Origin of the sequence: Melioribacter sp. Ez-97 (assembly GCF_051488665.1) — a bacterium.
GTDB lineage: Bacteria > Bacteroidota > Ignavibacteria > Ignavibacteriales > Melioribacteraceae > Melioribacter.
Genome location: NZ_JBPSEG010000005.1, coordinates 48,946 through 61,731, shown reverse-complemented (window position 1 = coordinate 61,731; position 12,786 = coordinate 48,946). Strand labels below are relative to the sequence as shown.

General features: G+C 42.7%; 12 protein-coding genes. 7 read left to right on the top strand and 5 right to left on the bottom strand.

The genetic code is table 11. The features are described from left to right. Nucleotides 1-10 precede the first annotated feature (10 nt). From ACSSWA_RS07705 to ACSSWA_RS07680, 6 genes are all read left to right on the top strand, one after another. A complete protein-coding gene (locus tag ACSSWA_RS07705; RefSeq protein WP_437355984.1) occupies nucleotides 11-1,243 on the top strand; it encodes an ABC transporter permease in 1,233 nt (410 codons plus the stop codon). An 18-nt stretch (nucleotides 1,244-1,261) separates the two neighbouring features. Further along, nucleotides 1,262-1,945 (top strand): ABC transporter ATP-binding protein, encoded by a 684-nt coding sequence (locus ACSSWA_RS07700; RefSeq protein WP_437355983.1) that lies wholly within the window; start codon nucleotides 1,262-1,264, stop codon nucleotides 1,943-1,945. Beyond that, complete coding sequence (locus ACSSWA_RS07695) at nucleotides 1,942-3,078, top strand: hypothetical protein (RefSeq protein ID WP_437355982.1); 1,137 nt, start codon at nucleotides 1,942-1,944, stop codon at nucleotides 3,076-3,078. The genes ACSSWA_RS07700 and ACSSWA_RS07695 overlap by 4 nt, the downstream gene beginning before the upstream one ends. Nucleotides 3,079-3,168: 90 nt before the next feature. Then, nucleotides 3,169-4,236: an adenosylmethionine decarboxylase gene (gene speD, locus ACSSWA_RS07690; RefSeq protein ID WP_437355981.1), complete on the top strand. Its 1,068-nt coding sequence runs from the start codon at nucleotides 3,169-3,171 to the stop codon at nucleotides 4,234-4,236. A gap of 52 nt (nucleotides 4,237-4,288) precedes the next feature. Next, nucleotides 4,289-5,593: an NCS2 family permease gene (locus tag ACSSWA_RS07685; RefSeq protein WP_437355980.1), complete on the top strand. Its 1,305-nt coding sequence runs from the start codon at nucleotides 4,289-4,291 to the stop codon at nucleotides 5,591-5,593. A 33-nt stretch (nucleotides 5,594-5,626) separates the two neighbouring features. Beyond that, on the top strand, nucleotides 5,627-6,127 hold the full coding sequence (locus tag ACSSWA_RS07680) for a DinB family protein (RefSeq protein WP_437355979.1): 501 nt from the start codon (nucleotides 5,627-5,629) through the stop codon (nucleotides 6,125-6,127). Nucleotides 6,128-6,150: 23 nt separating this feature from the next. Here the strand turns inward: ACSSWA_RS07680 and ACSSWA_RS07675 are convergent, their stop codons facing one another. From ACSSWA_RS07675 to rfaD, 5 genes are all read right to left on the bottom strand, one after another. Continuing rightward, nucleotides 6,151-6,546, bottom strand: coding sequence for a phosphoribosyltransferase (locus ACSSWA_RS07675; RefSeq protein ID WP_437355978.1), 396 nt, complete (start codon nucleotides 6,544-6,546; stop codon nucleotides 6,151-6,153). A 10-nt stretch (nucleotides 6,547-6,556) separates the two neighbouring features. Continuing rightward, a complete protein-coding gene (locus tag ACSSWA_RS07670; protein WP_437355977.1) occupies nucleotides 6,557-7,090 on the bottom strand; it encodes a hypothetical protein in 534 nt (177 codons plus the stop codon). 87 nt (nucleotides 7,091-7,177) lie between these two features. Beyond that, complete coding sequence (locus tag ACSSWA_RS07665; RefSeq protein WP_437355976.1) at nucleotides 7,178-7,636, bottom strand: NUDIX hydrolase; 459 nt, start codon at nucleotides 7,634-7,636, stop codon at nucleotides 7,178-7,180. Between the two features lie 17 nt (nucleotides 7,637-7,653). Next, nucleotides 7,654-8,004 carry a four helix bundle protein gene (locus tag ACSSWA_RS07660; RefSeq protein ID WP_437355975.1) on the bottom strand — a complete coding sequence of 117 codons (351 nt, stop codon included), beginning with the start codon at nucleotides 8,002-8,004 and terminating at the stop codon, nucleotides 7,654-7,656. Nucleotides 8,005-8,021: 17 nt separating this feature from the next. Next, nucleotides 8,022-8,996, bottom strand: a complete 975-nt coding sequence (gene rfaD, locus ACSSWA_RS07655) for an ADP-glyceromanno-heptose 6-epimerase (RefSeq protein WP_437355974.1) — start codon at nucleotides 8,994-8,996, stop codon at nucleotides 8,022-8,024. Nucleotides 8,997-9,114: 118 nt separating this feature from the next. Between rfaD and metH the strand changes: the two genes are divergently transcribed. Continuing rightward, nucleotides 9,115-12,786: a methionine synthase gene (gene metH, locus ACSSWA_RS07650; RefSeq protein ID WP_437355973.1), complete on the top strand. Its 3,672-nt coding sequence runs from the start codon at nucleotides 9,115-9,117 to the stop codon at nucleotides 12,784-12,786.

The window sequence follows — 12,786 nt, the reverse complement described above, 5'->3', positions numbered from 1 at the left end:
GGGGTATAATATGATATTAAAAATTGCTTGGCGAAATCTTTGGAGAAATAAAAGAAGGTCGATTATTATTCAATCTTCCGTGGTTGTGGGAGTCGCAGCTATAATTTTGCTCGACAGTCTTTCCAACGGAATGCTTGTTCAAATGTTGAACAATCAAATTAACACGAGCGTCGCTCACATTCAAATTCATAAGAAAGGATTTAAAGATAACAAGCTGGTTAAAAATTTTATCAAGGATCCGGAAAAAGTTAAGAGCGTAATCGATACAAATTCCCACGTCAAAGCGTATTCTGAGAGAGTAGTCTCGTTCGGATTGATTAGCAGCGCGACTAATTCATCGGGAGTGTATATTAACGGAATCGATCCGGAGAGGGAATCGAAAGTTTCCATTATGCATACTTTTATTAAACGGGGGAACTATATCAGCGGCAGCGGCGGGGAAGAACAAATCCTTCGCGAAATTGTTCTCGGAGAAAAATTGGCAGATAAACTGAATGTCGATATCGGCGATAAAGTAGTTCTGCTTTCGAATACGCCTGACGGAAGCATCGGCTCCGACCTCTTCAGAGTGAGCGGCATTTTCAAAACTTTCAGTTCGGAAATTGATAATTCATTGATCTATATTCCGCTTAAAAGCGCGCAACACCTTCTGGAAATCGGGAATAACATTCACGAAATAGCAGTCATTCTCGACGATTACAAACTTGCAGATAAAGTTAAACGCGACATTCAAAAAAATTTGAACGGCGATTACGAAGTTCTGTCGTATTCCGATAATTTGCCGCTGCTGGTAATACAGCTCGATTTCTATAAGCAGTCGGCATATATAATTACAGTGATCGTAAGCATTGCCCTTATATTCGGAATTATTAACACGATGCTGATGGCGGTTATGGAGCGGATACGAGAATTCGGAGTGTTGAAATCGATCGGAATGAAGAATTCGAAACTGTTTTTAATGATTCTTACCGAAGCTTTTATATTGGGAGTCGCCGGCGCTATTGTCGGGGCGTTTGTCGCCGTATTAATTTATTTGCCTTTGTCCCATACGGGTATCGACTTCAGTATTTTTGCCGCCAGCCTGGAATCCTTCGGCGTCGGAGCGATAATTTATCCGGTGCTTTTGATTGAAAATGTTATCAACACTCTGATTACGATTCCTTTCGTGGCGGCGCTGGGCGCAATATACCCTGCGTATCGCGCAATTAAACTGGAGCCTGTCTATGCGCTCAGATATGTTTAGTAAATAACGGGTAAAAATATGGAAATTATAAGAACTGAAAATCTGGGAAAAACCTACCAGGATAACGGAGTTCCTGTAGAAGCTCTGAAAGATATAAACGTTTCGATCGGAAAGGGAGAGTATGTAGTGATTGCAGGTCCTTCGGGTTCGGGCAAAACGACGCTTTTGAATCTGCTCGGCGCGCTCGATACTCCCACAACGGGAAAAGTCTTTTTCATGGGCGAAAACCTGTCGGATAAGTCGAAAAAAGAATTATCCGAATTCCGCCTCAATAATCTCGGATTTATTTTCCAGGCATACAATTTAATACCGGTTTTGACCGCGCTCGAAAATATCGAATTCAGTATGATGTTGAAAGGGATTCCGGAGAAAGAGCGGAGAGAAAAAGCCCTCGAATTGATGAACGAACTCGGAATCGGCGAGCTTGCAAATAAACGCCCGAACGAAATGAGCGGCGGACAACAACAGCGCGTTGCAGTAGCGCGCGCAATTGTTAATAATCCCGGACTGGTGCTCGCCGACGAACCGACCGCAAATCTCGATTCGAATACCGCAAATAATCTGCTCGATTTAATGGAAAAAATGAATCGCGAAAAAAATATTACTTTTATCTTCTCGTCGCACGACCAGAAGGTTATCGACAGAGCCAAACGACTGATCATTCTGAAGGACGGCAGAATTGAAGAGGATTCCGGGAAATGATCTTCAGATTGCTTTTTCTGTTTTTTATTATTGGTAATATTCCTCTGATTGCGCAGTTCGATTTTAACTTGAGAGGTTATGTAACCGACATACCGATTTATCAAAAGATTGACGACCAATTTAATTCGCTTTTCAACGCGCAAAAAAATTCTTTTGCTAATTTAACCCGTCTCCGATTGAAACCAGAATTTTTTATCGGAAATAATTTGAGATTCAATCTGGAATATGAAATATCGACCTTTTACACAGGGAACTCCTCTGTCCCTTTGAGCGAGCCGGCAAAGACAAACAGGCAGTTGGCGGACTTAATCTGGAGGCCTGTATCCGGAAGCCGTTTCAACGTTATCCATTTTATCGACAGGCTCTATTTCAGATACGGTTTCGAGTTTGGAAACATAATCGTCGGAAGGCAGAGAATTTCCTGGGGCGCCGGCAGAATCTGGAATCCTGTCGATTTGTTCAATCCCTTGAATCCGATTGCATTTTATAAATTGGAAAAAGACGGGGCTGACGCAATTTCGTCGATGTTTTATCTGGGCGATTTTACGGATTTGAATCTGGTATTTAATCCTTCCGATAAAATAGACGAGAGTAATTTCGGATTCCGTTTCAGAACCAATTACGGCGAATATGATTTTTCTTTGATAGGCGGGCGTTTCGATAATCGGAATGTTGTCGGAATTGATTTTGCCGGCAATTTATTCGATGCCGGTATCCGGGGAGAGGGAATCTATTCGTACCGCGGTTCCGGCTATTTGAAATTTATTCTCGGCGCCGATTATCAATTCTCTTCTAAATTATACGGACTCGTCGAATATCATTACAACGGCGAGGGTAAAACCGACAAAGAAAATTATGACTTATTCAGATTGCTCAGAGGAGAAATAATCAATTTGAGCAGACATTACCTGGCGGCAATGACTTCGTACCAAATTCATCCTCTTGCTACCCTTACTTTAACATCCGTCAGAAATTTTAACGACAACAGCGGATACCTGATGATAAACGGAGTTTACTCCGCGTCGGATAATACGAGTATATCGCTCGGAACGTTAATCACTTACGGAACAGCGCGAAGCGAATTCGGATATTATCCGAAAGCATTATTTATGCAAGCGGATTATTATTTCTGATTTTTATTCGCCTGGGGGTGAATTTATTCCATAAATATTTATATTTGCAAACTGAGTACAATTTTTTAATCAAAAAACGGGAGAGGTTTATTGAACCCGTTAGGAACCCAGCATATTGCGGAATTTATTGACTGCGATAAAACCTATCTGAATAACGAAAGAAAATTAAAATCATTCCTGAAAAAAGGCATTGAAGAATCCGGACTCCATTCCGTAGGAATAGTAAGCCACAAATTCGATCCACTCGGCGTTACGGTAATTGCAATTATTAGCGAATCTCATATCGGGATGCATACATATCCCGAAGCGGGTCATGTCTCCCTCGATGTGTTTACATGTTCGGACCCGAATAAACACATGAAGTTGATAAATTACCTCCGAAAAGCTCTCAAGCCGAAAAAAGTCCGACTCGGATATCTGAAACGAGGGAACCTGATCGAATTTCACGAGCCCGATTGGATCCCGTCGGTTTCAGGCTACGGCTTCGAGGTAAGCTACCATGCCGAAAAAGTTCTCTATTCTAAAAAGTCCAAGTATCAGATGATCGAAATAATTGAGAACGAACATTTCGGCAGAATGCTTTTTCTCGATAACGAACTGCAGATTTCAGAATACGACGCCGATATCTACAACGCTGCGTTGGTAGACCCGATTAGAAAATCGAATCTTAAAATTAACAATGCGGTAATTTTGGGCGGCGGCGACGGCGGCGTTCTGCATGAATTGCTGAAGATCAAACCGCGCAAAGTTACGCTCGTGGATATCGACCCGAAAGTCATCGAAGTGAGCACTAAATATCTCGGTAAAATTTCCCAGGAATCGTTTGTAGACAAACATGTGGAAATAGTCTACCAGGACGCATTGCATTATATTAAAAACAACGGCGGATTCGACGCGGTTATTTACGACCTGACGATGCACCCCGAAGCTTTTTCGAAAGTTCCGCGCGAGGAGTTTCTGGATAACTTTTTCGGCGATATCTATAAGAGCATGAATCCCGGCGGAGTAATTACTCTTCAATGCTGCTCGCAGTTCGACGCCGAAACGCGCGAGCTTGTGGATTCGATTCTTAAAAAATATTACAAAAAAATTAAGTACTATTCCGTACACATCCCCTCTTTCTGCGAAGAATGGATTTTCGCTTCGGCGCGTAAATAAAATCTGATACGACAGGCATTTTTTTTCCAGTTAAGAACAGAGGGGGATAGCTATGTCTCTTAAAGAGTACTTCAATTTCGAACAACTCCGCACGAATTTTCGTAATGAAATTATCGGAGGAATTACCACCTTTGTAACGATGGCATACATTGTCATCGTAAATCCCAAAATTCTCGAAGCCGCCGGAATTCCGTTCGGTCCTTCGATGGTTGCTACGGTATTGACTGCGTTTTTCGGCACTTTTATTATGGGAGTTTATGCCAAACGCCCATTTGCAATAGCGCCCTATATGGGCGAAAACGCTTTCATTGCTTATACTGTCGTAAAAGTACTCGGTTACAGTTGGCAGACTGCATTGGGCGCAATTTTTATTAGCGGCGTTTTATTTACAATTCTCACTTTAACCAAAATCAGAAGCTGGCTGGCAAACGAAATTCCCGAGGCGCTTAAAATTTCCTTTGCCGTCGGCATCGGTCTGTTTTTGACTTTTATCGGATTGAACGATACCGGCATTGTTAGTCTCGGTGTGCCGGGCGCTCCGGTAAAAGTGGGAAATTTATCGGATGTTTCGATTCTGCTGGCAGTCTTGGGATTTATAATAATTGCGGCGCTGATGATTAAAAAAGTACACGGAGCAATTATTATCGGAATTCTGAGCGTCGCCATACTGGGGTTTATATTAGGCGAGGCTCCGTTGCCTCAAAAAATAATTGATATGCCTCCTTCTATTGAGCCGATATTTATGAAAATCGATTGGATGGGCGCGTTGACGTGGGGATTTATTGCTGTTATACTCGTAATATTTATTACGGATTTGATCGATACGCTCGGCACATTGCTCGGACTGGCATATAAAGCCGATATGTTGGACGAAAGCGGGAATTTGCCCGATATCGAAAAACCGATGCTGTGCGACGCCCTGTCGACTGTCGTAGCTTCTCTGCTCGGAACTACAACGGCGGGAGTTTATATCGAATCGGCGGCGGGAATCGAAGCGGGAGGACGTTCCGGCTTTTCTGCGGTAGTTACCGCGCTCCTTTTTTTACTGACCCTTTTTCTTTCTCCTTTTTTTACTTCCGTTCCTCCTTTTGCATACGGAGCCGCATTAATAATCGTAGGTTTTTTGATGATGTCGCCCGTTAAAAATATCGATTTCGGTAATTTGACCGAGGCAATCCCGGCTTTTGTTACTATCATTATGATGTGTTTTACTTATAATCTCGGAGTCGGTATGACAGCCGGCTTTGCGGTCTACCCGATTACCATGACTCTCGGCGGTAAATTCAAACAAATATCTGCGGGGATGTGGATATTGTTTGCGTTCTCTCTATTGTTCTATATTTTTTATCCGTATTAAATGATTATTTAATTATTACCGGAAGGAGACTAAATGTATCGTAAAGTAAGCGATTTTCTTGAAGACTGGAAATCCGAAACGGATTCCACTATTAAAGTATTTTCCGGATTAACGGACGAAAGCCTCAATAAAAAATTTCACAACGACGTCAGATCGGCAGGCAGAATTGCATGGCATATGACAATGACTTTAGCTGAGATGGCTCAATTGATGGGGCTCAAAGTGACTTCTATCGAAAAGGACGCTCCGGTTCCCTCAAGCGTTCGGGAGCTGATCGATAAATTCAATGAAATTGCTGCGGGTCTTTATTCCGAAATTGAAAAAAATTGGACGGACGATACATTGCTGCGAGAAGACGAGCTTTTCGGGGAAATTTGGAAACGCGGCAAAAGTCTCTCCGTAACGATGGCTCATCATATTCATCATCTCGGGCAATTAACAGTTGTAATGAGACTTGCGGGCTTGAAAGGTCCGGGGGTCTACGGCCCCGCTAAAGAAGAATGGGCGGATTACGGAATGGAACCGCAGGAATAATCAAGTAATTTATTGTTGAGAGCTTATTTCCAAGGCCAATTTACGCAAACGTCGATTTCCGGAAAAACTACGTAATCGGCTTTTCCTTTAAGTACCAAAGTGTCGGCTTCCTGCAGCTTCAAGTACGACTTGGCGGTTTGAAGGGTTTTGCCCGTGACTGACACGTCGTCGACAATTAATATCTTTTTGCCTTCGAAATTTCTGTTTATCTCAGATAAAATTTTAGGAGCTTCGTAAATCGGTCGGTTGTCGTCGTCTCTGTAGTTGATTCTTAGTGTAATCAATTCCGCATTTAATTTATAAGCGATCAGTGATGCAGGTACAATTCCTCCTTCGCGAATTCCTACTACAATATCGTAGTCCGGGAGTTCGAATAATCTTATCCTTTCCGAGATTTCGGCGAAACCGAGATTTTTCATCCGGATTTTCTTAAACCTGTTTACTTTTAATCATTACAACGTTTAACAAAGTCAGGATGAGAATTCCGGGAAGCGCCGTCGTAACCGAATTTATTAAATAACCGCTCTTTATTTGCCAGCCGATTACCCCGGTAGAAGTAAGAATATAAACGGCAACTGTCGAAAGAAGATAACTAAGAGGGGCGACGGCATATTTTACGCGGTTCAAGCGTTTGAGCAGATACGCAGCCGCTACAAATAATGTCAGTTCGAGCGTGATTAATTGAACGATCTCGAAAGCCGGATTGCCGGTGATAAGGTAATTTGCTAGGGGAGCCAACAGGGAAGCGATAAGAGCAGTGTGAAATCTGAAAAATAAAACTGCGATGAAAGGCGCATAAAAAATAGGCAGCGCGTATTTCCCGAGCGGCGTACCGTTAATGTTCGGCAAAAGATGAAAAATAATCGGCAGAATAACTGCCGCGCCGAAGACGGCTATTGTTTCTTTAATTTGTATTTTCTCCGCCAATCGTGCTTTTGCTGAAATTATATTTGAAGTCCCCATGAGCTTTTCCCCTTTAAGAAAATTTCTACAAATATACGTCATTAGTAATATAAACAAAAATAAACCGGCGATATTGTCGGAAGCTTATCAATAAAAAGTCACAGAATAATCCGCTAGTTTTTTTTCTTTGTAGATAAATTTTGCGCTGAAGAATTTTTCCTGAAACAGCCACGGTATGAAAATCTTATCGCCTTCCCATAAGTTTAAATTTCCGAATTCTTCATACGGAATCCATTCGAGATGACCTTCCGGCGAATTTATCAGATCGCCTTTAAACTTATTTGCTGTATAGACAAACACGTACCAATCTTTTTTCCCGTCAAATAACGGGAATGTTATAAAGCCTTTCAGTTTGGGAGATGTAATTGTTAATCCCGATTCTTCTTTAACTTCTCTGACGACGCATTCTTCGGGGGATTCTCCCGCTTCGAATTTACCTCCGAGTCCGTTCCATTTTCCTTCGTGCATGTCGTTTTCTTTTTTGACGCGATGCATCATTAATATTTTATTGTCGTCGATTACGTAACAGAGAGTAGCCAGCTGCATCTTATGATTCCTTTCAATTATTTTTTTATCGAATCGGCTAAAATTTTGGAAATATCGTCGAGCTCGTCGAGAAACCATTTAACTTTTTCGGGTTTGGCGCGTTTGCTGTCTCTAACGAGGGCAAGCCACAGTTTGCATTCGTTGGCGTATTTAAGAGAGGCGATCGTATGGATGTTAATTTCTTTTGTGGTGGTCGCCGCGCTGGCTTCGATATAACTGCTTATAACGCTTGTTCCGCTTCCGAAAAGTTCGTCCCCGATTCTTTGCGACACGTTGTCTTTGGGAAGCTGGTCGATGAATTCAATCAGTTTCAATGTAAAAAAGTAGAGGCGTTTTCTGAATTCGCCTCTCGAAGGATCTTTTGCCAATTTTTACTCCGTTCGAATTATAAAGCGAGATATTCCTTTTTCATTAAATAGTTTTGCACGTAGTCTTTTACACCTTCTTCAACGTTCATAATTTTTTTTCCGTAGCCGGCAGAGCGTATTTTATTAAGATTTGCCTGCGTAAAATATTGATATTTGTCCCTTATATCCTCGGGCATGTCGATAAATTCAATGTTGACCGGTTTGTCGAGTGCTTTGAAAATAGCGGTAACAAGTTCGATCCACGTTTGCGCATTGCCCGTGCCTACGTTATAAATTCCGTTCTTGTCGCGGTTCTCCAGAAAAAAGAGAGTCATGTCAACGGCGTCTTTAACGTACACAAAATCTCTCTTTTGCCCGCCGTCTTTATATTCGGGATTGTACGATTTGAATAATCTTACTTTGCCGTCAGACATAATTTGCTGAAACGCTTTGTGAACGACGCTTCTCATATCTCCTTTATGATATTCGTTCGGACCGTAGACATTAAAGTATTTCAATCCTACTACTTTGTCGAGCAGACCGTTTCTTTTGACCCAGAGATCGAATAGGTGTTTCGAGTAGCCGTACATGTTCAAAGGTCTTAACTCCTCCAGTCGCGATTCGTCGTCGTCGTAACCATTCGAACCGTCGCCGTATGTAGCCGCCGAGGAAGCGTAGATAAAGCGGGCGTCGTTTTCGAGCGCGTATTTTGCCAATTCCTGCGAATAGTGAACGTTGTTGTCCATCAGATAATCTGCGTCTTTTTCCGTCGTCGAAGAACAAGCTCCGAGGTGAATGATTGCTTCGGTTTCGAAAGGAACGCTGTCGCTGATTATATAATTTATGAAATCTTCTTTGTGATAGAAATCTTCAAACGAAAGTCCGTTTAAGTTTTTCCATTTGTTTTCGGAGCCGAGTTCGTCGACGATAATTATATCGTTACGTCCCGACCGATTTAATTTCCATACTACCGCGCTGCCTATAAAGCCCGCGCCGCCTGTTACAACTATCATAATCTTCCCATTTATTATTATATTTGAAATAAAATTAATTATTCTAAGCAATAAATAAAATAAAAGTCGACTTCAAAACTAATAATTTTTCCGTTCATCTTAATACGGGCGTAATTTTATGAATAAATTCAACTTGTTGAAAGATATATTAAATCAGCGGATAATGATACTCGACGGCGCAATGGGCACGATGATCCAGCGCCATAAATTGAGCGAAGAAGACTTCAGAGGCGATAAATTTCGGGACCATAAATTGCCGCTGAAGGGCAATAACGATATTCTGGTTATCACTCAGCCGGAAATTATAAAATCGATTCATCGCGAATATCTCGAAGCGGGCGCGGACATTATTGAAACAAATACGTTTAATTCAACTTCGATTTCGCAAGCAGATTACGGCGCCGAAGACTACGTTTACGAATTGAATTATCGGGCGGCTCGGATTGCCCGCGAAGCTGCCGACGAGTTTACCGCCAAGACGCCTTCGAAGCCGAGATTCGTAGCCGGCGCATTGGGACCTACAAACAAAACGCTTTCCGTCTCTCCGGACGTGAACGATCCGGGTTACAGGGCGATTACATTCGACAAAATGAAAGAAGCGTACAAGGAACAGGCAAAAGGCTTGATTGAAGGCGGCGCCGATATTTTGCTGCTTGAAACGGTGTTCGATACGCTCAATGCAAAGGCGGCATTGTTCGGAATTATGGAGCTCTTCGAAGAAACCGGCGTCGAATTGCCGATTATGATTTCCGGTACTGTAATCGATATGAGCGGAAGGACTTTATCCGGACAAACGACCGAGGCGTTCTGGATTTCGATTTCGCATACGAAAAATTTACTGAGCGTCGGTTTGAACTGTTCGCTCGGTCCGGCGCAAATGCGTCCTTTCATTTCGGAATTGTCCGAGATAGCAGATGTTTTTGTGAGCATTTATCCGAATGCCGGTCTGCCAAATGAATTCGGTCAATACGACGAATCGCCCGAAACTATGCTGAAAGTCCTGGAAGAGTATGCAGCCGAAGGTTTATTCAATATAGTCGGCGGATGCTGCGGGACAACGCCCGAGCATATAAAAGCGTTTGCTGAAATAGCCGACAAATATCCGCCCAGAAAAATACCGCATGTCGAGCCGTATCTCAGACTGAGCGGTCTGGAGCCGCTTGTATTCCGACCTAATACGAATTTTGTAAATATCGGCGAAAGAACAAATGTGGCGGGTTCCAGAAAATTTGCGCGATTAATTAGGGAAGGAAAATATGAAGAAGCTTTATCCGTAGCCAGGGAGCAGGTGGAAAACGGAGCGCAGATTATCGACGTTAATATGGACGAGGCAATGATAAATTCCGAAGAGGCGATGACAAAATTTTTGAATTTAATCTCTTCGGAACCGGATATCGCTCGCGTTCCGGTTATGATCGATTCTTCCAAATGGAGCGTTATAGAAGCCGGACTTAAATGCCTGCAGGGCAAAGGAATTGTCAATTCGATTTCGCTCAAGGAAGGAGAGGAAGCATTCAAAGAGCATGCAAGAAAAATTTTGAAATACGGCGCGGCGGTTATTGTTATGGCTTTCGACGAAGAAGGACAGGCGGACACATACGAAAGAAAAATATCGATATGCAAACGGGCATATGATATTTTGACAAAAGAAGTCGGATTCCCGCCGCAGGATATAATCTTCGATCCGAATATTTTTGCGGTTGCCACGGGGATAGAAGAACATAATCAATATGCATTGGCTTACATCGAGGCGGTAAGGTGGATTAAAAATAATTTGCCGCTGGCTAAAGTAAGCGGAGGCGTCAGCAACGTTTCGTTTGCTTTTCGGGGCAATGACACGGTAAGGGAAGCAATGCACTCGGCTTTTCTCTACCATGCTATCGAAGCGGGAATGGATATGGGCATAGTCAATGCAGGACAGCTTGCCGTTTACGAAGAAATTGAACCGCAATTGCTGACGCTCGTTGAAGACGTCCTTTTGAACAGAAGACCCGACGCTACCGAAAGATTGACCGAATACGCCAACGGCGTCGATAAAACAAAACAAAAAGAAGTCAAGGACGAACAGTGGCGAAAAGAATCCGTGGAAGAACGATTGAAACATTCTTTGGTCAAAGGCATCGTCGATTTTCTGGAAGAGGACATAAACGAAGCTCTCAAAAAATATAAAAATCCTCTCTCGATAATCGAAGGTCCTTTGATGGACGGAATGAATATCGTAGGCGACCTTTTCGGAGCCGGAAAAATGTTCCTGCCTCAGGTTGTTAAAAGCGCTAGAGTAATGAAAAAAGCCGTTGCGTTTTTAATACCATACATCGAAGCGGACAGAAAAAACGCTGAATCGAGTAATGCGGGAACAATATTGCTCGCAACTGTCAAAGGCGACGTTCACGATATCGGAAAGAATATTGTGGGCGTTGTGCTCGGTTGCAATAATTATAAAATTATCGACCTGGGAGTGATGGTTCCCGCGGATAAAATTATTCAAACTGCAATAGATGAAAAAGCGGACATTGTCGGACTGAGCGGACTGATTACTCCTTCGCTCGACGAAATGGTTCATGTGGCTAAAGAGATGGAAAGAAGAAAAATGAATCTTCCGCTTTTGATCGGAGGCGCGACTACTTCGAGAATTCATACCGCCGTTAAAATCGATCCCGAATACAGCGGTTCTGTTATACATGTGCTCGACGCTTCAAAAAGCGTTAACGTGGCAAGCAGCCTTCTTTCCGACAAAAATTACGGAGCCAAAATAAAAAGCGAATACGAAGAATTAAGGAAGAATCATATTAGAAAAATTTCCGAGAAAAACTTTGTCACGCTGGAAGAAGCCCGTAAAAACAAATTTCATGCGGATTGGGAAAATTACAGACCTGTTAAACCGAATAAAATAGGGATTACGGTTCTTAATGATTATCCGCTGGAAGAAATTAGCCGTTATATCGACTGGACTCCGTTCTTTCACGCCTGGGAAATGAAAGGAAAATATCCCGATATTTTTAATAATGAAGTTTACGGCAAAGAAGCCGAAAAATTATACGACGACGGACTGAAAATCCTAAAGGAAATAATAAACAACAAGCTGCTCAAAGCAAATGCTGTCGTCGGTTTGTTCCCCGCTAATTCTACTGGCGACGATATCGAAATTTATTGCGATGAATCTTGTTCCGGATTGTTGGCTGTGCTCCATACGCTGAGGCAGCAAATCAAAAAAGTTAAAGGTCAGCCGAATTACGCGCTTGCGGATTTTGTTATGCCCAAAGACTTTGGAGCGAACGATTACGTCGGACTCTTCGCCGTTACCGCAGGAATTGGAGTCGATGAGCTGGTTAAAAGTTACGAATCGAAGCACGACGACTATAATGCAATTATGGTAAAGGCGATTGCCGACAGGCTTGCCGAGGCTTTCGCCGAGCTGCTGCATCAAAAAGTGAGAAAAGAATTGTGGGGTTACGCTTCGGATGAAAATCTTACGAATGAAGAATTAATCTCGGAAAAATACAGAGGCATACGACCGGCTCCGGGCTATCCTGCCTTGCCGGATCATACGGAAAAAATTACTATCTGGAACGTATTAAAGCCCGATGAAAATTCCGGTATTACGCTGACGGAAAGCATGGCTATGATGCCAGCGGCGTCTGTATCGGGCTGGTATATTGCGCATCCCGACGCTAAGTATTTTAATGTGGGCAAAATAGGAATCGATCAGCTTGAAGACTACAGAAAAAGAAAAGGCATGAGCAAATCGGAAGCCGAAAAGTGGCTTCGTACTATTCTGAATTACGAATGA